Source organism: Pseudomonas triticicola (assembly GCF_019145375.1).
Classification (GTDB): domain Bacteria; phylum Pseudomonadota; class Gammaproteobacteria; order Pseudomonadales; family Pseudomonadaceae; genus Aquipseudomonas; species Aquipseudomonas triticicola.
Map to the genome: position 1 here is coordinate 279,681 of NZ_JAHSTX010000001.1, position 22,007 is coordinate 301,687.

The 22,007-nt window shown below is 61.7% G+C and carries 18 protein-coding genes; 10 read left to right on the forward strand and 8 right to left on the reverse strand.

What is annotated here, in order from left to right; genetic code table 11:
• Window positions 1-91: 91 nt before the first annotated feature.
• From fabB to KVG85_RS01295, 5 genes are all read right to left on the reverse strand, one after another.
• The gene (gene fabB / locus KVG85_RS01275) at window positions 92-1,312 is read right to left on the reverse strand and encodes a beta-ketoacyl-ACP synthase I (protein WP_016773647.1); all 1,221 of its coding nucleotides are present in this window, start codon (window positions 1,310-1,312) and stop codon (window positions 92-94) included.
• A gap of 11 nt (window positions 1,313-1,323) precedes the next feature.
• A complete protein-coding gene (fabA, locus tag KVG85_RS01280; protein WP_024013962.1) occupies window positions 1,324-1,839 on the reverse strand; it encodes a 3-hydroxyacyl-[acyl-carrier-protein] dehydratase FabA in 516 nt (171 codons plus the stop codon).
• Between the two features lie 247 nt (window positions 1,840-2,086).
• Window positions 2,087-3,991 carry an ATP-binding protein gene (locus tag KVG85_RS01285; RefSeq protein ID WP_217862789.1) on the reverse strand — a complete coding sequence of 635 codons (1,905 nt, stop codon included), beginning with the start codon at window positions 3,989-3,991 and terminating at the stop codon, window positions 2,087-2,089.
• Window positions 3,988-4,920: an ABC transporter substrate-binding protein gene (locus tag KVG85_RS01290; RefSeq protein WP_217862790.1), complete on the reverse strand. Its 933-nt coding sequence runs from the start codon at window positions 4,918-4,920 to the stop codon at window positions 3,988-3,990. The genes KVG85_RS01285 and KVG85_RS01290 overlap by 4 nt, the downstream gene beginning before the upstream one ends.
• 1 nt (window position 4,921) lies before the next feature.
• Window positions 4,922-7,045 (reverse strand): TonB-dependent receptor plug domain-containing protein, encoded by a 2,124-nt coding sequence (locus KVG85_RS01295; protein ID WP_217862791.1) that lies wholly within the window; start codon window positions 7,043-7,045, stop codon window positions 4,922-4,924.
• A gap of 197 nt (window positions 7,046-7,242) precedes the next feature.
• Between KVG85_RS01295 and KVG85_RS01300 the strand changes: the two genes are divergently transcribed.
• The 5 genes from KVG85_RS01300 (at window position 7,243) to KVG85_RS01320 (ending at window position 11,430) form a co-directional block, all read left to right on the forward strand.
• Window positions 7,243-8,268, forward strand: coding sequence for an NAD(P)H-dependent glycerol-3-phosphate dehydrogenase (locus KVG85_RS01300; protein ID WP_217862792.1), 1,026 nt, complete (start codon window positions 7,243-7,245; stop codon window positions 8,266-8,268).
• Window positions 8,269-8,298: 30 nt separating this feature from the next.
• A complete protein-coding gene (locus KVG85_RS01305) occupies window positions 8,299-8,646 on the forward strand; it encodes a DUF4389 domain-containing protein (protein ID WP_016773653.1) in 348 nt (115 codons plus the stop codon).
• Complete coding sequence (gene sixA / locus KVG85_RS01310; RefSeq protein WP_217862793.1) at window positions 8,643-9,095, forward strand: phosphohistidine phosphatase SixA; 453 nt, start codon at window positions 8,643-8,645, stop codon at window positions 9,093-9,095. Before KVG85_RS01305 ends, sixA begins: the two co-directional genes overlap by 4 nt.
• A 204-nt stretch (window positions 9,096-9,299) precedes the next feature.
• Window positions 9,300-10,955: an AMP-binding protein gene (locus KVG85_RS01315; RefSeq protein WP_217862794.1), complete on the forward strand. Its 1,656-nt coding sequence runs from the start codon at window positions 9,300-9,302 to the stop codon at window positions 10,953-10,955.
• A 31-nt stretch (window positions 10,956-10,986) separates the two neighbouring features.
• Window positions 10,987-11,430, forward strand: a complete 444-nt coding sequence (locus KVG85_RS01320) for a hotdog fold thioesterase (protein WP_016773655.1) — start codon at window positions 10,987-10,989, stop codon at window positions 11,428-11,430.
• Between the two features lie 31 nt (window positions 11,431-11,461).
• Here KVG85_RS01320 and KVG85_RS01325 read toward each other — a convergent pair whose 3' ends face one another.
• A complete protein-coding gene (locus tag KVG85_RS01325; protein WP_217862795.1) occupies window positions 11,462-14,437 on the reverse strand; it encodes an RHS repeat domain-containing protein in 2,976 nt (991 codons plus the stop codon).
• Window positions 14,438-14,656: 219 nt separating this feature from the next.
• Between KVG85_RS01325 and KVG85_RS01330 the strand changes: the two genes are divergently transcribed.
• From KVG85_RS01330 to KVG85_RS01345, 4 genes are all read left to right on the forward strand, one after another.
• Entirely contained in the window at window positions 14,657-15,463 is an 807-nt protein-coding gene (locus KVG85_RS01330) for an alpha/beta fold hydrolase (RefSeq protein ID WP_217862796.1), read from the forward strand.
• Entirely contained in the window at window positions 15,460-16,314 is an 855-nt protein-coding gene (locus tag KVG85_RS01335) for an alpha/beta hydrolase (protein ID WP_217862797.1), read from the forward strand. Before KVG85_RS01330 ends, KVG85_RS01335 begins: the two co-directional genes overlap by 4 nt.
• Before the next feature lie 115 nt (window positions 16,315-16,429).
• Window positions 16,430-17,236 carry a DUF4892 domain-containing protein gene (locus tag KVG85_RS01340; protein WP_217864918.1) on the forward strand — a complete coding sequence of 269 codons (807 nt, stop codon included), beginning with the start codon at window positions 16,430-16,432 and terminating at the stop codon, window positions 17,234-17,236.
• Between the two features lie 69 nt (window positions 17,237-17,305).
• A complete protein-coding gene (locus KVG85_RS01345; protein ID WP_217862798.1) occupies window positions 17,306-18,346 on the forward strand; it encodes an AI-2E family transporter in 1,041 nt (346 codons plus the stop codon).
• 809 nt (window positions 18,347-19,155) lie between these two features.
• Here the strand turns inward: KVG85_RS01345 and KVG85_RS01350 are convergent.
• Complete coding sequence (locus tag KVG85_RS01350; RefSeq protein ID WP_217862799.1) at window positions 19,156-20,205, reverse strand: HAMP domain-containing sensor histidine kinase; 1,050 nt, start codon at window positions 20,203-20,205, stop codon at window positions 19,156-19,158.
• Window positions 20,205-20,954: a response regulator gene (locus tag KVG85_RS01355; RefSeq protein ID WP_110645974.1), complete on the reverse strand. Its 750-nt coding sequence runs from the start codon at window positions 20,952-20,954 to the stop codon at window positions 20,205-20,207. Before KVG85_RS01355 ends, KVG85_RS01350 begins: the two co-directional genes overlap by 1 nt.
• A gap of 262 nt (window positions 20,955-21,216) precedes the next feature.
• Here KVG85_RS01355 and pyrF point away from each other — a divergent pair, with 262 nt between their 5' ends.
• A complete protein-coding gene (gene pyrF, locus KVG85_RS01360; protein ID WP_217862800.1) occupies window positions 21,217-21,915 on the forward strand; it encodes an orotidine-5'-phosphate decarboxylase in 699 nt (232 codons plus the stop codon).
• Window positions 21,916-22,007: the final 92 nt, after the last annotated feature.

Here is a 22,007-nt window from a genome sequence, read left to right on the forward strand (position 1 = left end):
GGTTTTGCGGTGTACCTGCTATTTTCTGCAGGCCAAAAAAAACGCCCCGAACCAGTCGGGGCGTTTTCATGTGTGGCTCAGCAGCGGGGAATTACTTGCCTTCCCAGCGCTTCAGCACCAGCGTGGCGTTGGTGCCGCCAAAGCCGAAGCTGTTGCTCATCACGGTGTTGATGGTGGCGTTCTCGCGGGTCTTGGTCAGCACCGGCAGATCGGCCACTTCCGGGTCGAGCTCGTCGATGTTGGCGGAGCCGGCGATGAAGTTGCCTTCCATCATCAGCATGCAATAGATCGCTTCGTGCACGCCGGCGGCGCCCAGGGAGTGACCGGACAGGCTCTTAGTCGAGCTGATCGCTGGAGCCTTGTCGCCGAACACTTCACGCACACCTTTCATTTCCGCGACGTCGCCGACCGGAGTCGAAGTGCCGTGGGTGTTCAGGTAGTCGATCGGGGTGTCGACGGTGGACAGCGCCTGTTGCATGCAGCGGATCGCGCCTTCGCCGCTCGGGGCAACCATGTCGTAGCCATCGGACGTTGCGCCGTAGCCAACGATCTCGGCGTAGATCTTCGCGCCACGGGCCAGAGCGTGTTCCAGCTCTTCAACGACAACCATGCCGCCGCCGCCAGCGATGACGAAACCGTCGCGGTCCTTGTCGTAGGCGCGGGAAGCTTGTTCCGGCGTGTCGTTGCGCTTGCTGGACAGAGCGCCCATCGCGTCGAACAGGAACGACTGGCTCCAGTGCTCTTCTTCACCGCCACCGGCGAAGACGATGTCCTGCTTGCCCATCTGGATCTGTTCCATGGCGGTACCGATGCAGTGAGCACTGGTGGCGCAGGCAGAAGCGATGGAGTAGTTCAGGCCCTTGATCTTGAACGGCGTGGCCAGGCAAGCGGAAACGGTGCTGCTCATGGTCCGCGTGACGCGGTACGGGCCGACGCGCTTCACGCCTTTCTCACGGAGGATGTCGAGCGCTTCCATCTGGTTCAGCGTGGAGGCACCGCCGGAGCCGGCGATCAGGCCGGTGCGCGGATTGGACACCTGCTCTTCCGTCAGGCCGGAGTCAGTGATGGCGTCTTTCATGGCCAGGTAGGCGTAAGCCGCTGCATGGCCGACGAAGCGATAGATCTTGCGATCGATCAGCTCTTCAAGGTTGAGGTCGATGGAGCCGGAAACCTGGCTACGCAGACCCATTTCAGCATATTCCGGGTTGAACCGGATGCCAGGGCGGCTTGCACGCAGGTTAGCGGAGACGGTCTCTTTGTCATTGCCCAGGCACGAAACGATGCCCAGACCAGTGATAACGACGCGGCGCATGCGAATAACCCTTAGAAGTTGTCAGTGGAGGTGAACACGCCGACGCGCAGGCCTTCGGCGGTGTAGATTTCGCGTCCGTCGACACTGACCGAACCATCGGCGATGGCCATGTTCAGCTTGCCCTTGAGGACGCGTTTGATATGAATGTTGTAAGTGACTTTCTTCGCGGTCGGCAGCACCTGACCGAAGAATTTCACTTCGCCCGAACCCAGCGCACGGCCGCGGCCCGGCAGGCCTTGCCAGCCCAGGAAGAAACCGACCAGTTGCCACATGGCATCCAGACCCAGGCAGCCCGGCATCACCGGATCGCCTTCGAAATGGCAGGCGAAGAACCACAGGTCAGGGTTGATATCCAGCTCGGCGACCAATTCACCTTTGCCGTACTTGCCGCCTTCTTCGCTGATATGGGTGATGCGATCCACCATCAGCATGTTCGGGGCGGGCAGTTGCGCGTTACCTGGGCCGAACAGCTCACCGCGACTGCAGCGCAGCAGGTCTTCCCGAGTAAAGGCGTTTTGTTTGGTCATGCGAGCTCCTCAATAATCCCATGCGGCAGGTGGGGCAGATCTTCCCGACCGTTCAAGGCATTCATGCCTCGAACCGGCAGCCTACTCATAGACTATTGCGTTGTGGTGAAAGTCACAGCACCAAGGACATGAATGTACACTTGTGCACTGAAATTTTTAATCAAGCCCCTTTTGGGGCTCGTTCGGGTGCCTAAGACTGCCGCACTTTCGCTTTTCACGCCAGTCGCAGATGGTCGAAAGGCCCACACTACGACACCCAGCGCTGCAAAATCTGCTGCAGGTCATTGCGTTTGAACGGCTTGGCCAGGTAATCGTTCATCCCCGCTGCCAGACAGGTTTCGCGATCGCCCTGCAAGGCGTTGGCGGTCAGCGCGATGATCGGCACATCGCGGCGTCCGGGGAGGTCGCGGATCTGCCGCGTGGCCTCGTAGCCGTCGATGATTGGCAGGCGGCAGTCCATCAGAATCACTTCGAATTCGCCGTCCTCGGCACTGCGTACCGCCTGCGCGCCATCGGTCGCCACGCTGACCGCGAAGCCGAGACTGCGCAACATCGCCTCGATCACGGTCTGGTTGACCGGGTTGTCTTCGACCAGCAGCACATGGCGTCCTTCGCCCTGACCGATGCCGTTCAACGCACGCGGCGTAGCCAGCGCTGGCATTGCCTGCTTATATAGCGCCAACGGAATTTCCAGAGTGAACACCGAACCGCGTCCTTCCTCACTCTGCGCGCGCAGGGTGCCGCCCATGCGTTCGGCCAAAGTCCGCGCGATCGGCAGACCGAGACCGGTGCCACCATAACGGCGGGAGATCGAGCTGTCGGCTTGCTGGAAGGCATTGAACATCAGCTCCAGACTCTGAGAAGAAATGCCGATGCCGCTGTCGCGCACCGAGCAGGTGAACCACAGTAGTTCGTGATCCAGCGACTGCCATTGCGCCTCGATGCTGACCCGGCCCTGCTCGGTGAACTTCAAGGCGTTGCCGACCAGATTGACCAGAATCTGCCGGATCCGTGTCGGATCGCCCTGCACCTGCAAGCCGCGCATATCGTCGGGAATGCGCAGATTCAGCGCCAGGCCTCGCTGCACCGCGCTGTGCTGGAACGACTGGGCGCAGGCGCCGATCAGCTCGGCGAGGTTAAACGGGATGTGCTCCAGCTCCAGCTCCGAACGTTCGATCCGCGAGAAGTCGAGAATGTCATTGATGACCTTGAGCAAATGCTCGGTGGACTCCGAAGCGAGCGCGGCGTATTCGACCTGCTCCTCGGTCATCTCGGTGGTTTCGAGCAATTGCAACATGCCCAGCACACCGTTCATGGGCGTGCGCAGCTCATGGCTCATCATCGCCAGGAAATCCGATTTGGCGTTGTTGGCCTTTTCTGCTTCCTCGCGGGTCTGGATCAGTTGCGCCATCGCCTGCTGCTGTTCGCGGCTGGCCTGTTCCAGCGCCTGGGCGAGGTTATTGATGTGTTGCGACAGCGCACCCAGTTCAGTGTCATCGACAATCGGCAGCGGGGTTTTGTAATCGCCTTCCTGAATCGCCTTGACCGCATCGCCGATGTCGCGGATCGGCTGCGACAGACTGCCGGCCAGACGACGGGCGACGACAAAAGTGAAGAGCAGGGCGAACAGCGCGAGAATTCCGGCCTTGAACAGGATCTCCTGCTGGCGCTGACTGAACGCATCGTTGGACAGGCCGACGATCACTCGCCCCAGATAATCCTCGCCGGCAGCGCTGTTGCTGACCTTGCCGTCCTGGAAAAAATCATTGTGCAGGGCGATCCGCTGCAAGCGCACCGGCGCTTGGAACACTTCAACCTGATGCGGGCGGCTGTGGCTATCAGCCGGTTGTTCGACATACACCAGAATCCGGTTGGCGCTGTCCTGCACTTCGAGAAAACGCACGTTGGGCGTGGCCAGTGTCGCCTTGAGCAGGCTTTCCAGCACTTCGTTGTTGCCGGAGATCACCCCGTATTCCGTGGCCGGGGCGAGTTGGTTGGCGATCAGTTGGCCGGTGTGGTTCAGCTCCTGGCGCAAATCCTGGATGCGCACGAAGGTAAAGAAGCTGATCAACAGCAACGTCAGCAACAGCGCCGGCCCGAGGCTGATCAGCTGCGTGCGGGTGTTGATGTCCCAACGGCGACGGAAATTCATGGGCGGCGCTCTCCTTCGGCCAAGGCACTGGCGACAGATGCTTCATTCAGCGGTTCGATGCCTAAGGAACGAGCCACCTGCGCATTACTTGAGACTTTGAAACGAGCGGGGTAAAGCGTTCGCGGCCATGCGCTGGTGGGCTGATCGAGCAAATGGTCGAGGACCGCCAGCCAGTCGCTCTGGTCGCTGTAGGTACTGGCGAGGCTGCCAGCGCGAACGAATGCAATGTTGGGGCCGATCAGCGCAACCTGCCGCGAGTAGCTGCTGAGCAGGAGGTTTTTCGCCGTTTGCGAGTTGTACAGATCGGGGTCATCCAGGCCGAGCAAGACGTCGCTGCTTTTCAGCACCGCTTGCAGCGGACGGCTGTCGTGGATGTTGTCCCAGCGCTGGCTGACAATCTCCAGGTTCAACGGCCGTGCAGCCGCGCGCAATTCGTCAATGAGGAATTCGCCGTGCTCATCAAACAGCACGCCGACCCGCCGCGCCTGCGGCAAGATCCGCCGGATCAGTTGCAGTTGCCGGCTCAGCGGCGGGTCGCTCCAGAGCAGGCTCAGGCGCGCCGGTTGGGCATCGGCGAAACGCTGGCGCGCCTGCAAGCGGCTGATGCGCAACACCAGCGTCGACGGGCCTTGTGAGTCTTGCAGACGCCAGTCGAGGCTGGGCAGATCGAGCAGGATCAAGCGCAGACTGGCTGGCAGTTTGCCCGGAGCCGGCAAACTGGCCAGCGGCTGAAACCGCACATTGTCGGTCGGGCGCAGTTCACTCAGCGCTTGCACGAAGGCCTGCACGCCGGGGCTTTCCTCGGCGCCGGTCAACAGAATATCCGCCGCCTGCACCGCGACGCCGTGCAGCCACGCGGTCATGAACAGGCAGAGCCCGGCCAGCCAGTGGCCCAGGGTGGGCGTCTTCCGTGACGGGCCGGTGCGCATCCTAGAACTCCAGCTCGGCACTGAAATACATCACCCGGCGTTCATCGTAATTATTGTCGACGAAGGTGTTCGGCTGATGGTCGAGGCGCTGTTGCAGCACGCCGGCCAATTGCAGCTGAGCTTTGCCAATGGCGATGCGTTTGGCGATGCGCGTGTCGACGCGTTCGAAGCGATAGCCGTTGAGCGCGTTGTCGCCGTAATAGAAGAGGGCGCTGTTCCAGCCATGCCCCCAGTTGTGCAACCAACCGGCGGAACCGCTGTTGCGCGAGGTGAACTGTTGGTCCAGCGGATTGCTCGCCTCGGCGTCGACGAAGGCGTAGGTCAAACGCAAGCGGTCGGCGCTGCTAAGGCGCCAGTCGAGTTGCGTTTCGGTGCCGCGAAAGCGCGAGCTGTTGGCGTTGCTGGCGATGTACTGGTTGTTGCGCAGCGGTTCGCTGATCATCCCGGTGATTTCGTCGTAGAACAGCTTCACGTCCACGGCCAGCCCGAGCTCGGCGAAGTAACCGTTGTAGCCCAACTCGCGAGAACGCATGTGTTCCTGATCGAGATCGCCGGGGCCACGGGTCTTGACGAAATAGCGCGCCGACGACTGGCCGTAGGCCGAGGGTCGCAGGTTGTTGACCTGATAGCTCCAGTTGACGTTGTTCTCGAACATGTCCGGCGAGCGGATCGCCTCTGAGTACACCGCGCGCAGGCCGTGACGCGGGTTGATCAGGTAGTTGACCGCGAAGCGCGGGGTCAGCGAACTGCCGATCAGTTGCGTGTCCTCGAACATCGCCCCGCCCTGCACCAGCCAGTGCTCGGTGGCGCGCCATTCCAGTTGGCCGAAGGCGCGCCAGGTGGTGTCGTCAAGGGTGCCGTTGAAATAGGTCTCGGAATCGGCGCGGTCGTAGCGGTAATTCAGGCCGCTGACCAGGCGCAGGCTGTCGGACAGGCTGAGGGTGTCCTGCAGCTCGAGGTCGTAGCGCGATTCGCGGGCGCTCTGGTCGATATCGCCGCATAAGGTCTGACTGGCGCCGTTGCGCCATTGCTCGAGCACCTGATTGGCCAGCGCCATTTCCTGCGGCGTGCCGGGTGCCGCGCCGGGGCCGGTGAACTGGTTGATGTTGCGCGCCAGCCGTTCGGTGTAATTCGGGTTGAGCTGCCACAACTGCGCCAGCTCGGGGCTGAACGACACCTCGGCATCGCAGGCGCGCCAGACTTGCTGGCGATCCCAGTGCTGCGCCGAACCTTGCACATAAAGGCTGTGTTCGGGGTTGATATCGAGGTTCCAGCGCACCGAACCGGCGTAATCCTTGGCCACCACGTCGGAATTGTTCCCGGCGTCGGTAATCCCCGAGAACACCGGGCGGTAGGTATAAGGCCGCTGATTGCTACCGTCCTTGGCGTTGAGCTGCCAGTCGAGGCTTTGATCTTCATTGAGATCATGGCTGACCGCCAGACTCAGACGATTCAAGCGCCGACTGTCGCGATAATCGGCGCCGTTACGGTCGCTGTCGAAACCGTCGTCTTCCTGGCCGGACAGCGACAGGCGCAGATCGCCGCCATCCCAACCGGTGCCCTGACTGGCATAAAAGTCGTTGATGCCACGCTGGCCGCGAGTGATCTTCAAACGCGTGCCATGGCTGTCGGCCGGGTGGCGGGTGATGATGTTGATCACCGCCATCAGCGCGTTGGCACCGTAGCTGACCGTGTTCGGGCCGCGAAACACCTCGATCCGCTCGATGTCTTCCATCGCTACCGGGATATCGCTCCAGTCCACCGTCGCCAGGCCGGCGCGGTACACCGAGCGGCCATCGATCAACACCTGCATGCGCCGTGCTTCGCTGGCGTTGGTGCCGTGGTAATTCACCGCCGGCTGATTGCCGTTGATGCTGCCGACCATCATCCCGGGTACCAGTCGCAGCAATTCGCTGATGTCGCGGGCACCGCTGGCGCTGATCAGTTCGCTATCGAGAACGGTCATGCTTCCGGGCACTTCCGCCGGCGTCTGCTTCAGTCGCGTGGCCGTCAGCACCTGCGGCAGCGTCTGGCTGTCGACGAACAGGTCGTCCGCCAGCACTAGCGGGCTGAACAGCAGCGCCAGGAGCAGCGGCGAGCGCGGGGGAGGAGGGCCAGAAAACACGACACAGCCTGCAGAGAGAAGAATTGGCGCGCATGTTAACCGAGGGCGGCGACTTTTCCAGTGACGTTGCAGGCATTTTCCTAGGTTTTATTGGTCTTCTTCCTACAAATGTCGGTAATTGTTGCTGGGGCTGGCCGCCACCGGGTCGCCCCGTATAATGCCCGGCATCGCCACTGGTATGGATTAACGGATTGCATATGACTGAACAGCGCCCGATTGCGGTCCTGGGAGGCGGAAGTTTTGGTACCGCCGTGGCCAATCTGCTGGCCGAGAACGGCCATCAAGTCCTTCAGTGGATGCGTGACCCCGAGCAGGCCGAGGCCATCCGGGTCAATCGCGAAAACCCGCGTTATCTCAAAGGCATCAAGATTCTCCCGGGCGTGACTGCTGTCACCGACCTGCAAACCACTCTCGATGCCTGCGATCTGTGCTTTGTCGCGCTGCCATCCAGCGCCTTGCGCACGGTACTCGCCGCCCACGCCGAGCGTTTGAGCGGCAAGATGCTGGTCAGCCTGACCAAAGGCATCGAAGCGCAGACCTTCAAGCTGATGAGCCAGATTCTCGAAGAGATCGCCCCGCAGGCGCGCATCGGCGTGTTGTCCGGGCCGAACCTGGCGCGGGAAATTGCCGAGCACGCACTGACCGCCACGGTGGTCGCCAGTGAAGACGAAGAACTGTGCAAAGCGGTGCAAGCCGCCCTGCACGGGCGCACCTTCCGCGTTTACGCCAGCGCCGACCGTTTCGGTGTCGAGCTGGGCGGTGCGTTGAAAAACGTTTACGCGATCATCGCCGGCATGGCGGTGGCGCTGGAAATGGGTGAGAACACCAAGAGCATGCTGATCACCCGCGCCTTGGCCGAGATGACCCGCTTTGCGGTGAATCAAGGCGCCAACCCGATGACCTTCCTCGGTCTGGCCGGGGTTGGCGATCTGATCGTCACCTGTTCGTCACCCAAGAGCCGCAACTATCAGGTCGGCTTCGCCCTCGGTCAGGGTTTGAGCCTCGACGAAGCGGTGTCGCGTCTTGGCGAGGTCGCCGAAGGGGTCAACACCCTCAAGGTGCTCAAGGCCAAGTCCCAGGAAGTCGGCGTGTACATGCCGCTGGTCGCCGGGCTGCACGCGATCCTGTTCGAAGGACGCACGCTGGAGCAGGTCATCGGTCTACTGATGCGTGCCGAGCCGAAAACCGACGTCGACTTTATTTCCACCAGCGGTTTCAACTGATTCAGCTGTTACACGGACAGGAAGCAAGCCATGAACGATCCGAAAAGCGAAACCCAGTACGAATCCATCCTCCTGCGGGTGTTGTGGATGATCGTTTATCTGCTGGTCTGGCAGGTCGCGCAGTTCATCCTCGGTGCTGTGGTCTTGGTGCAACTGATTTACCGCCTGATCTACGGCGCACCGAGCGCCAGCCTGATGAATTTTGGCGACAGTCTCAGCCAGTTCCTCGCGCAGATCGGCCGCTTCGGCACGTTCCACAGTGACCAGAAGCCCTGGCCGTTCGCCGACTGGCCAGCGCCGCGCACCCCGGAAGGGGAAGCGCCGCACACCGTCGCCCCGGCCGCGCATCCGGTGCGCGATGAGGAGCCCAAGCTATGAAAATCTGGGTATTGCGTCATGGTGAGGCGGTGCCTCACGGCTCGAAAATCGATTCCGAGCGCGAGCTGACCGAGCATGGTCGTAACGAAGTCCTGCGCAGCGCGGCGCATTTGGTGGGCCAGCCGCTGACGGCAATTTACGCCAGCCCTTATGTGCGGGCGCAGCAGACCGCGCAGATCGTGCGCGAGGCGCTGGGGTTCGAGCCGGAGATTCGCACGGTCGAGTGGCTGACGCCGGAGAGCGATCCGGACAAGGTCGCCGAGCAATTGGTGTCCGTCAGTAATGTTTTGCTGGTCAGCCACAACCCATTGGTGGGCAATCTGCTCAGCTATCTGCAGCATGGCGCCGGGCATCCGTCGGAGAAGGTCAGTACAGCGGGGCTGGCGGAGCTTGAGCACAGCGAACTGCTGATTGGCTCGATGAAGCTCAATAGCCTCAAGCACCCTTAACGCCATATCCCTGTGGGAGCGAGCCTGCTCGCGAAGGCGGCGTGTCATTCACCCTTTTTGGGGCTGACATACTGCATTCGCGAGCAGGCTCGCTCCCACATTGATTTCTGCCAACCCATGAAATTATTTGTTTGAAAATTCCAACCAAGCACTTGCTTGGTTGACTACGCTTGCTCCAGACAAAAAAAAACAGGAGCGAGTCGCATGTCTGCCGCCTTCCGTTTGCCGCTGGACGTGTTCTACGAACGGGAAGCCCGGCACCCGCGCCAGCGCTTTCTGGTGCAGCCCATCGGCGGTGGTCAGGTGGAGACGCTGACGTGGGCCGATGTCGGCCATCAGGCCCGTTGTACGGCGCACTGGTTGCGCGCGCGGGAGCTGCCGCCCGGCAGCCATATCGCCCTGATCTCGAAGAACTGCGCGCACTGGATCATCGCCGACCTGGCAATCTGGATGGCCGGGCATGTGTCGGTGCCGCTGTACCCCAATCTCACCGCCGAGTCCGTGGCACAAGTGCTGACTCATTCGGAAAGTGCGCTGGCGTTCATCGGCAAACTGGATGACTGGGCAGGCATGTCGCAAGGCGTGCCGGCGGGCCTGCCGACCATCAGCCTGCCACTGCATCCGCCGGGCGAGTTCGATTACAGCTGGGCGGATCTGCAGAGCTGTTCGCCAATCCAGGACGATCCACGCCCCGCCGCCGAACAACTGGCGACGATCATCTACACCTCCGGCACCACCGGCCTGCCCAAAGGCGTGATGCACAGTTTCGCCAATCTTGGTTTCGCCACCAGTCGCGGCACGCAGCTGTTCGGGCTCAACGAGAACGATCGGCTGCTGTCGTATCTGCCGCTGTGCCACGTTGCCGAGCGCATGTTTGTCGAGTTGGCGTCGATCTACACCGGACAGACAGTGTTCTTCGCCGAAAGCCTCGACACGTTCATCACCGATCTGCAGCGCGCACGGCCGACGGCAATGTTTGGCGTGCCGCGTATCTGGACCAAATTCCAGATGGGCGTGTACAGCAAGATCCCGGCAAAGCGTCTGGATTTTCTCCTCGGGCTGCCCTTCATCGGTAAACGGGTCGGGCGCAAAGTGCTCGCCGGGCTTGGGCTGGACGCCTTGCGCGTGGCATTGTCCGGCGCCGCGCCGGTACCGCAGACCTTGCTCGCCTGGTATCAGAAACTCGGCCTCGATGTGCTGGAGGTCTATGGCATGACCGAGGGCTGCGGTTATTCGCATATCTGCTTGCCGGGGCAGTACAAGCAGGGCTGGATCGGCCAGCCATGCCCGGAAGTCGAGGTGCGCATCGATGAGTCCGGCGAAGTGCAGGTGCGCAGTCAGGCCAACATGTTCGGCTATTTCAAGGAACCGCAGAAAACCGCCGAGACGCTGACTGCCGACGGCTTTCTGCGCACCGGCGACAAGGGCGAGCAGGACAGCGAAGGGCGCCTGCGCCTGACCGGGCGACTCAAGGAAATCTTCAAGACCAGTAAAGGCAAATACGTCGCACCGGCGCCAATCGAAAACCGTCTGGCCGTGCATTCGCGCATCGAACAGGTGTGCGTGGTTGGCGATGGCCTGAGTGCGCCGCTGGGCTTGTGCGTGCTGTCGACGGTCAATCAGCAAGAGCCTCGTGCCAGCCTGCACGCGAGCCTGGAAAAGCTGCTGGAAGAGGTCAACGCCGCCCTCGACAAGCACGAACGCCTGCGCCGGCTGGTGGTGGTCAAGGACAACTGGGCGGTGGATAACGGCTTCCTCACGCCGACCCTGAAAATCAAACGCAACGTCATCGAGGATCGCTATGGCGCGCGCTTCGAAGAATGGAGCGCGCGCAGCGAGGCAGTGCTGTGGCAGGATTGAGCGTCGATTACAACAACAAAGGAAGTCTGCGATGAGCTTGTGGCGTACTACTCCCGACATTGAACAGTTGAACGCAATTCAGAAGAACACCATTGGCGAAGTGCTGGATATTCGCTTCGAAGCCTTCGACGAACAGTCGCTGACCGCGAGCATGGTCATCGACCATCGCACCCACCAGCCTTACGGTCTGCTGCATGGCGGCGCATCGGTGGTACTGGCGGAAACCGTGGGTTCGATGGCCAGTTATCTGTGTATTGATGCCAGCAAATTCTATTGCGTCGGCCTGGAGATCAACGCCAACCACTTGCGCGGCTTGCGAAGTGGGCGAGTGACGGCGGTGGCCACGCCGATTCACATCGGTCGCACCACGCATGTCTGGGACATCCGTTTGACCAGCGACGAAGGCAAGGCCAGTTGCGTGTCGCGCCTGACCATGGCGGTGGTGCCGCTGGGGGAACAGCCGCCGCTGCGTTGATGGTAGCGGTCGGACGCTGGCATCACCTCACTTAAAAGTTGAGTTGTGCTCGGGAGTATCTTCGCTGGCCCGGACTGGTCTCGCTAACGACGTAGTATTGGTCGACATCGGTCGGTGGGCTCTCGCGAACGATGCCGGCGCCGACCTCGTTCTTTTCAAGGTCCCAGAAGGTGGTACCCAGCTCAGCGCTCAGGCCGGGCTTGGCGATCGTGACAAACGTCGAGCGTATGTCTCCGACTGCGCTCACCACTGCACGGCTAACCGCCGTTCGGGTATGTACGTCGAGTGTGTCGTAGCCAGGGATCTGGGACACGGCCAGATTGGCGATTTGCCCCAGAGATAAAAAGAAATGTCGGCTGCTGTAGTCGACGACGGCGTTCTCCTGATTGAAGGTCGGTTCGCGATTGTTCGACGGTCGGGTCGGGGTTCCCCGCAGCCCTCTCACGGCCGAGGCACCGGCAGCACTGGCGGCCGTGACTGCCGAGACGGCAAGAACTGACTGCAACACATTACCGGTTGCGTCGCTCCCAAACAGCATTGAGCCACCGAATCCGGTGGCGCCCGCTGCCAATCCTGCCCCAACCACGCTGGCCGCTCCCGTGAGCGGATCGACACGGCCCACCGCCGGGTTGCTCGGACCGGCATTGGCGAGATACTGCGCCGACACCTCACGAAACAGCGTACCGAAGGCGCTGCCAATCTGCCCCGCCGCTGCCGGATTGCCGCGTGGATCGAACATGCCGAGCAGGGATGGCGCGGCGCCCAAGGCTGCACCTATCACGACACCGCCGATTTTCGCAGCCAGGGGGCCCCAATCGGCCGGCGGACTGATATGCATGGAGCTCTGCGCCCAGTTGGCACCGGCATAGCCACTTATGCCACCCGTTACGGCGCCCGCCAACGCACCTCCAATGCCCACCGCAACGTTGGTCGGAGGCAGGACACCGACGAAAGCCGCTTGTGCGGCGGCGGCAAAAGCTGCGCTAACAAACTCGCGCGTGGCCGTCGCGCCCGCTGCCTTGGCGGTATCCCAGCCTGTCAGCCCCTGGCGGTCGACAAACCTGACGGGATTGCCGCGCACCATTAAATACAGGTTCATACCATCGCTGATACCCACCGGGTCCGGGCTGATCCAGCGCATCAACCAAGGCGCATAGAAGCGTTGGCCATAATAGTAAAGGCCCGTGGCATCCAGCTCCTGGCCTGCGTAGCGGCGGGTCTTGTAGCGGGCCTGTACCTGGTCGGGGCCTGCCCACCACGAGGTGCCGCCGTAGGGAAAATAGTTTTCCTCGCAAATGGTGTTGCCCTGATCGTCGAGGACCAGCATGTTCGAGCCAAGATGGTTGCTGAACTGGTAGCGATATTGATCGGCAACCTTGTCCTTGTCCCAGTGCAGGATTTCAACAGCACAGCGTCCTGCCTGTACGGAAATGACGTGCAAGGTTTCATCGGCCCGATGGCGTATTTCCAGCCCTGGCAGATAGCGCGTTTCATACGATTGCGCGAGTGCTGGCGATTGTATGAGGCGGATTTTGCGCTTGCGCTGGCCCGCGCCGTCGTAAACATAGCGTTCGCAGTCGTTTGCAGCCTCCTTGCGCATGACCTGATCGACCTGGAGCAATCTTCCGCCAGCACTCCACTGCAATAGCTGCCCGGGCTGGAGCATTTTCCGCTTGCCGTTGATATCGAAGGCGGCGGAAATGTCCGGTTCGTCGGGCAGCGCGCCGCTGATCGTTTGCTCCAGGCCGCGATTGCTGTATCGGGAAATCGCCGTGCGCTGCGTCCAGCTCTTGCTTGCGGCACTGTGAGCCAGGGTGATGAGGTTGCCTGCCGCATCATACGTGTAGGTCTGGCGATAGTTCTCGAGCTGTGCGGAATCTGGCGGGGAGCTGAAGACCGGCTCCTGGGGACCATTGACGGTGCTGCTTCGCTGCCAGCCCGTGGCACAGATCAATTGGTAGAGGCTGTCGTAGATAAACGAGGAAACAGGTTTGATGGTCTGGTTGCGAAAAAAACGCGTGGGCCGCGCCTTGTCCTCGACACTGAGGATGTTGCCGGCTGGATCGTAGCAATAGACCAGATGTTGCAGGGCAGGGCGCCCGTCCTTTTCGGCAATGATCTGCAGAAGCCAGCCGCTCTGTGGATCGTAGAGATTCTGGCTGATCACGCCGTTAGCGGCGGCCTGACGCAAAACCTGATCGCTCGCGTTGTACTGGATGTCATGCAGTAACAGTCTGGGCTGTGAATCCTGCGCGACTTTCAGACTGATCTGGTTCAGTTGCCCGCCTACGTCGAAATGGAGCTGCTTCTGATTGCCCATGGCGTCTTGCTGGCTGATCGTTTCATTTAGGGCGTTATAGCCGATATGGGTAGCTGCACCGCTCCCGGGTTCGTGGAGCAGGTCTCTCTCTGCCAGGGATTGCGGCCAGTCTGGCTCGTCGGGTTCGCCGAGAAAATGCCGTACACAGCTGAGCTGTGCACTCTTGATGGAATATTCAGGAAGAAATTCGCTGCCAGCACTGTCGTCATGGCGAACGATTCGGCCGCATTGGTTGTGCACTGCGCACGACGGCGAGCTGTCGCCATAACTGAAAAAACCACTGGTTCTGGCACTCTTCCCCCGCACTTGTTCAATGATACTGACCGGGCGCAGCAGCAAATCATAGTCGGTCAACGTCTGCGTCATCAGTCCGTCCCAGTCGATGAGCCGCTGTCCTGCTGCGCCCGGCAATGTCAGCCGCAGTGCGCCATCAACGCTGTCGCTGGAAAGGGACATGCCTGTGAGGCTGCAAATCACGGTGAGGTTGGGGCGGGCCTCGGGTTCGCGCTGTTGCAGCGCATAGAGGCGTGGATCGCAGGCCTCAGTCAATTGACCTGCAGCGTTGTAGCGTTGGCGATAGATACGCGGATCGATCGGCCCGCCGGGCGTTTCACGACAATAGGACACCGTGGCAATGCCCAGTCCTCGTGAATCCATCACGGAAAGTGTTGGCGTATGAGTGTGCATGACGCAGCATCCCGGGTTCGTGACCTGATTGGTTTATCAGGCAAGGGAGGTCAGCGGTCAACTGTCAGAAATTACAGGTCGGGGAAGATTGCGACGACTGGTCGAACGGCTGTATGGATAAAACAACATCGCCACTATTCGTGGCCGTTACGGTCATTGCTGTTGACGCGGGTCTTGCGGACAATCGTCGTTATGTTTTGCCCACTGGATTTTGCCCGCATGTCGCAACCGATCTTTTTCGCCCACGCCAACGGCTTCCCTTCGGGGACCTATGGCAAGTTGTTCGCGGCGCTGGCGCCGGAGTATCGGGTCGCGCATCTGGAGCAGCACGCCCATGACCCGCGTTTTCCGGCAGACGACAATTGGTACAACCTGGTCGATGAACTGATTCATCACCTCGAGCAGCAGGAACAGCCGGTGTGGGGCGTTGGCCATTCCTTTGGCGGTCTGCTGCACTTGCACGCGGCGTTGCGCTGTCCCGAGCTGTATCGCGGCGTGGTGATGCTCGACTCACCGGTGCTGACCCGCACCGATCAGTGGGTGATTCGCGCGGCCAAGCGCTTTGGTTTCATCGACCGGCTGACCCCGGCCGGGCGCACCCTCGGGCGCCGTGAAGAATTCGCCGATCTCGACAGCGCTCGCAGTTACTTTTCCGGCAAATCCCTGTTTCGTGGTTTCGACCCGGAATGCTTCGATGCCTACCTGCAACACGGTTTGCATCAGGTCGACGACAAGCTGCGTCTGCGTTTCGACCCGGCCACGGAAATCAGCATTTATCGCGGCGTGCCGCATACCAGTCCGGGGCGCACCCGGCAGTTGCAGGTGCCGCTGGCCATGGTGCGCGGGCACATGAGTCGCGTGGTTATGCGCCATCACACACGTTTCGTCTCGCGCCTGCCCCAGGGCGAGGCGCTGAGCATGCCCGGCGGGCACATGTTTCCGCTGGAGCGCCCGCAAGATACGGCGCGGCTGCTCAAGAATCTGTTCATGCGCTGGGAACAGCGACAGGACAAGAATTGCGCATGAGCCCGACCTGCGAAGAAGTGCGCCTGAACCTGCCGCACATCGAATTGGCCGCGCATCTGTTCGGCCCCGAGGACGGCTTGCCGGTGATCGCGTTGCACGGCTGGCTCGACAACGCCAACAGCTTTGCCCGGCTGGCGCCGAAGCTGCACGGTTTGCGTATCGTCGCGCTGGACATGGCCGGCCACGGTCATTCCGCTCATCGGCCAAGCGGCGCCGGTTATGCCCTGTGGGACTACGCCCATGATGTGCTGCAAGTCGCCGAGCAGCTGGGCTGGAAGCGTTTCGGCCTGCTCGGGCATTCGATGGGCGCGATTGTCTCGATGGTGCTGGCCGGTTCGCTGCCCGAGCGCATCAGTCATCTGGCGCTCATTGATGGCGTGATTCCTCCGACAGACAAAGGTGAAAACGCCGCCGAGCGCATGGGCATGGCCTTGCAGGCGCAACTCGATCTGCGGGAAAAGCGCAAACCGGTCTATACCACCCTCGAGCGTGCCATCGAGGCGCGGATGAAAGGCCTGGTGGCAGTCAGTCGCGAAGCCGCTGAATTATTGGCCCAGCGCGGTTTGATGCCGGTGCCCGGCGGTTACACCTGGCGCACCGACAATCGCCTGACCCTGCCATCGCCGCTGCGCCTGACGGAAGAACAGGCGATGGCGTTTGCCTCGCGCGTCAGTTGCCCGGCGCATCTGGTAGTCGCGGCGGATGGCATGCTGGCCAGGCATCCTGAGTTGCTCCAGCGTCTACCCTTCGGTCACGAACAGTTGCCGGGCGGGCATCATCTGCACCTGAATGACGAGGCTGGCGCAGGTCTTGTAGCAGACTGTTTCAATCGCTTCTTCGCCATGCCTTGACTTGCTACCGGCAACTGCCGAGGCTGGGCGGGTTGAAACAGGAGACAAACTTGATGGATTTCTATACCGCTGCGACCCCGACCCGCCCAGCCATGACCGTCCGGTGAGCCTGACTATGCGGCCACTCAGTCTTTTCGCGCTGTGCTGCTTCAGCTCCTTGTCCTTTGCTGCCGATGTGCCGGGCAGCCAGGATCTGCAAATCGTGCCGCGTCTGGCCGATGCTCAGATTGTCGACTATCGCCCGGCGGCCGAGCTGGAGCGCATCTACCCGCTGGGTTCGATTCGCAAGATCAGTGGCCAGTTGCGTTATGACGGCCAGGTCACCGCTCGCGGCCAGACCACCTCGGTGACCTACGAGCTGCCGCCGGAACATTCCGCCACCGAAGCCTTCACCGCCGCCCGCGAAGCCCTGCAACAGCAGGATGCCGAGTTGCTGTTCTGGTGCCAGGCCCGCGATTGCGGCGAAAGCAGCCTGTGGGCCAACGAAGTGTTCGGCAACGCCAAGCTGTATGGCTCCGACGAGCAACAGGCCTATCTGTTGCTCAGGCTGGCGGCGCCAAAGGACAACACGCTCGTGGCGCTTTACAGCATCACTCGCGGCAATCGCAAAGCCTATCTGCATGTCGAACAGTTCGAGGCGACTGCGCCGTTGGGCGAACTGCTGCCGACCTCGGCGACCCTGCTGCGCCAGTTGAAAAGCACCGGCGAGCTGGATTTGCCGAAACTGGTCGATGAGCCGGATGCTACCTGGCTGCGCCTGATTTCCCGGGGGCTGAATCTCGACACGACCTTGCGGGTCACGGTTTCCGGGCCCAAGGCCGAAGCCTGGCGCCAGGCGCTGATCAATCAGGGCGTACGGGCGGCGCGTCTGGAGACCGGCAATCTCGAAGGCTCTGGCCTGCGCATCGACCTGTTGCGATAAGCTGTGCCGGGCGAGCACGCACGCAGTGTTCGCCTACTCTTTCGCTGACTGACTTTGCCGGGACTTTCCATGCTCAATAACGATCGCCTGCTGGTGCAGATTCTGCTGCTGGTGTTGTTTGGTGCCAGCCTGTGGGTGATGGCGCCGTTCTGGTCGGCGCTGTTCTGGGGCGCGGTGCTGGCGTTCGCCAGTTGGCCGCTGATGCGTTTGCTGACCCGTGTGCTCAATGGCCGCGAATCGCTGGCTGCGTTGATCCTGACACTGGGCTGGATGTTGCTGGTGGCGGCGCCGCTGGTGTGGCTGGGCTTCAACCTTGCCGATCATGTGCGCGATGCCACGGCATTCATCAAGGATGTGCAGGTCGACGGTTTGCCGGAAGCGCCCACCTGGCTTGGTAGCGTGCCTTTGGTTGGTGAGCGACTGGTGGCGATGTGGGACAGCATCGATCAACAGGGCGCGGCGTTGATGGTCTCGATCAAGCCTTATCTGGGCCAGGTCGGCAACTGGCTGCTGGCGCGCAGTGCGCAGATCGGCGGCGGGATTCTCGAGCTGACGCTGAGCCTGGTGTTCGTGTTCTTTTTCTACCGTGACGGGCCGCGACTGGCGGCGTTTGTGCACAGTCTGTTGCAGCGCTTGATTGGCGATCGTGCCGGTTATTACATCGAATTGGTGGCGGGCACGGTGCAGCGCGTGGTCAACGGCGTGATTGGTACGGCGGCGGCGCAGGCGGTGCTGGCGTTGATCGGCTTTTTCATTGCTGGGGTTCCTGGGGCGCTGGTGCTGGGGATCGTCACGTTTATGTTGAGTCTGATTCCGATGGGGCCACCGCTGGTGTGGGTGCCGGCCACGGCTTGGCTGGTGTGGAAGGGTGAGTACGGGATGGCGATCTTTCTCGGGATCTGGGGGACGTTCATCATCAGTGGCGTGGACAATGTGCTCAAGCCGTATCTGATCAGCCGTGGCGGCAATCTGCCGTTGGTGATTGTGTTGCTCGGGGTGTTTGGCGGGTTGATTGCCTTTGGCTTTATCGGGTTGTTTATTGGGCCTACGTTGTTGGCGGTGGCTTATAGTCTGTTGACGGATTGGAGTAAGAGTCAGGCTCGGGTCTAGGCGGGGCTCGACGGGGCTTGGCGGCCTTTGGGCCGACCATGCTTGGGTTTGTTTGGTGTGAATATCCGAATGTTTCGCTGCGGCGGCTGGCGGTTTCGCCTGACGGCGACTTACTTTTTTACAAGCGCCAAAAAAAGTAAGCAAAAAACGCTAGCTCCTGCGTTCGGCCCTCGCAGGCTCGGGGTCCTTCGCTGCGGGATCGATCCGGGCGCAGCGGCTACGGTTTGCTTCGCTGCACCTCCTTCCGCTGTGTCTGGCTGCGCCAGACGGTCGCTGCGCTCCCACGCCCGGATCAATCCCTCCACTCAGCCTTCCGACGTCGCCGGTGGATCAAGATCAAAAGCACTCGAGCTTGCGCTCATTGTTGAGTGGGGCGGCTTCGCCGCGGGCAGCTGCGCTGCTTTGCTTTTGCTTTTGCTTTTGTGGGAGCGAGCCTGCTCGCGAAGGCGGCCTGGCAGCCAACCCATCTCTCTCTGAAACCACTCGATCCCTGTGGGAGCTGGCTTGCCAGCGATAGCGCCCTCACATCCAGCCAATATCTACCGAATACACTCAGTTTCATTGTGGGAGCGAGCCTGCTCGCGAAGGCGGCCTGGCAGCCAACCCATCTCTCTCTGAAACCACTCGATCCCTGTGGGAGCTGGCTTGCCAGCGATAGCGCCCTCACATCCAGCCAATATCTACCCAATACACTCAGTTTCATTGTGGGAGCGAGCCTGCTCGCGAAGAGGCCGATACATTCAACCCAGGCATTGAATCATCAGACGCTTTCGCGAGCAGGCTCGCTCCCACTTCAAGTCGGCTGAGCCTCAGCCCCGTGGCAAGCGGACAACGGCGGTCAGCCCACCACCCGATGTTTCTTCCAGATCCAACCGCCCACCCAGCCGCTGCGCGGCTTCGCGGGCGATGGTCATGCCCAGTCCTACGCCGCCGGAGTTGCGGTTACGCGAGCCTTCCAGTCGGTAGAACGGTTCAAACACGGCTTCACGCTGGGCCTCAGCAATCCCCGGCCCGTGATCAATCACCCGAATCAGCAGTTCTTCGCGCTGTTCCAGCAGTTCAATCCTTGCCTGTCCGGCGTAGCGCAGGGCGTTGTCCAGCAAGTTGTTGATGCACGAGCGCAGCGCCATCGGCTGTACTGACAAGGGCGAGCAATGGCCGCTGACCTGTACATCGGCGCCCTGGTCCTGGGCGTTCTCGCACAGCGATTCGACCAGCGCCTGCACGTCCAGCAACTGCAAGGCTTCGCTGGTGCGTTGTTCGTGCAGATAGGTGAGGGTGGCGTCGAGCATGCCGATCATGTCGTCCAGATCCTGGCGCATCTGGCTTTGCAGCTTGTCGTCGCTGATGTTTTCCAGGCGCAGTTTCAGCCGTGACAGTGGCGTGCGCAGGTCGTGGGAGACGGCGCCGAGCATGCGCGCGCGTTGCTGGACCTGTTCGCGGATGCGCCGTTGCATGAGGTTGAAGGTGTACGCCGCTTGCCGGGCTTCGCGCGGGCCGGATTCGTCGAGGGGGTCGCTGTCGAGGTCTTCGCTCAGGCGCTCGGCGGCGTCGCTCAGGCGCTGGATCGGCCGGCTGAGCAGCTTGGCGCCGTACCATGCGGCAATCATCAGGGTGATGAACTGAAAGGTCAGCGGCACCACCGGGCCGCCGAACCAGGGGCGTGTTTGCCTCGGTGGGTAAGCGGCGTCGTGCATTGGCGGTTGGCCGTCGATGTTCGTTGAGAACTCTGGCGGTGGTGGGGGCGGAGGAGGGCCGTAGAGCCTGAACCAGGCGAAGGCCAGCAGGTGCGCCAGGACAATCGCCACAAACAGCACCCCGAACAGGCGACCGAACAGGGTGTCGAAGCGCGCTTTCATCAACCGATGTCCCGCGCGTCGAACAGGTAACCCTCGCCGCGCACGGTCTTGATCAGTTGCGGGGCTTTCGGGTCGTCGCCGAGTTTCTGTCGCAGGCGCGAGACCAGCAGGTCGATGCTGCGGTCGAAAGCCTCGATCGAGCGACCACGAGCGGCGTCGAGCAGTTGTTCGCGGCTGAGCACGCGGCGCGGGCGTTCGATGAAGACCCAGAGCAGGCGGAATTCGGCGTTGGACAAGGGCACTACCAGGCCGTTGTCGGCGACCACTTGGCGCAGGACGCTGTTGAGGCGCCAGTTGTCGAAGCGAATGTTCGCGCGCTGTTCGCTGCGGTCGTCGCGCACGCGGCGCAGGATGGTCTGGATGCGGGCCACCAGTTCGCGTGGTTCGAACGGTTTGGCCATGTAATCGTCGGCGCCCAGTTCCAGGCCGATAATGCGGTCGGTGGGTTCGCAGCGGGCGGTGAGCATCAGGATCGGAATGTCCGATTCGGCGCGCAGCCAGCGGCACAGCGACAGGCCGTCTTCGCCGGGCAGCATCAGGTCGAGGACGATGACGTCGAAATGTTCCCCCTGCAGCGCCTGGCGCATCGCCGCGCCGTCGGTGACGCCGCTGGCGTGAATGTTGAAACGGGCGAGGTAATCGATCATCAGCTCGCGGATCGGCACGTCATCGTCGACGATCAGCGCGCGGATGCTCCAGCGCTTGTCGTCTTTGCTTTCATCCGTCACGGTTGTCGGGGTGTTGTGCATGGGGCTGTTCGCTGCCAGTGGTGGTTTCAGCATAGGCGTCCGGCCGGGAGGCGGGAAGTGCTGTTGTAAGGACGTGTTGCGCCGGGCGAGGCTAACCCGTATGCGTGTTGCCGGCGTGTCGGCTGTGTATCGGAGTCGACACAATAGCCGCGCGGGCTAAGCTGATAACGGCCAGCGCGACGATTTGCCGATCATCGGGTGCCGCGCTGCCGCCGGTTCCGCTACAATGCGCGCCGTTTTCGACCAGCCTGAGAGCCCATCCATGTCCGCCTGCCAGACTCCTATCATCGTCGCCCTGGATTTCCCCACCCGTGACGCCGCACTGAAGCTGGCCGACCAGTTGGACCCGAAACTGTGCCGGGTCAAAGTGGGCAAGGAACTGTTCACCAGTTGCGCGGCGGAAATCGTCGGCACCCTGCGCGACAAGGGTTTTGAAGTGTTTCTGGATCTCAAATTCCACGACATCCCCAACACCACTGCGATGGCCGTGAAAGCCGCTGCCGAGATGGGCGTGTGGATGGTCAACGTGCACTGCTCCGGAGGCCTGCGCATGATGGCGGCCTGCCGCGAGGAGCTGGACAAGCGCAGTGGTCCGCAACCGTTGTTGATCGGTGTGACCGTGCTCACCAGCATGGAGCGCGAGGATCTAGCTGGTATCGGTCTGGATATCGAGCCGCAGGAACAAGTGCTGCGTCTGGCGGCGCTGGCCGAGAAGGCCGGGATGGACGGTCTGGTGTGTTCGGCGCTGGAAGCGTCGGCGCTGAAAGCCGCGCACCCGTCGCTGCAACTGGTGACCCCGGGGATTCGCCCGGCAGGCAGCGCGCAGGACGACCAACGGCGCATTCTGACCCCGCGTCAGGCGCTGGATGCCGGTTCCGATTACCTGGTAATCGGCCGTCCGATCAGCCAGGCGGCGAACCCGGCGCAGGCGTTGGCCGCAGTCGTAGCCGAAATTTCCTAAAGCTTATTGAAGATCCGACTGTGAGAGCGAGCCTGCTCGCGAAGAGGGAGTGTCAGTCGGCATCATTATCGACTGATCCACCGCTTTCGCGA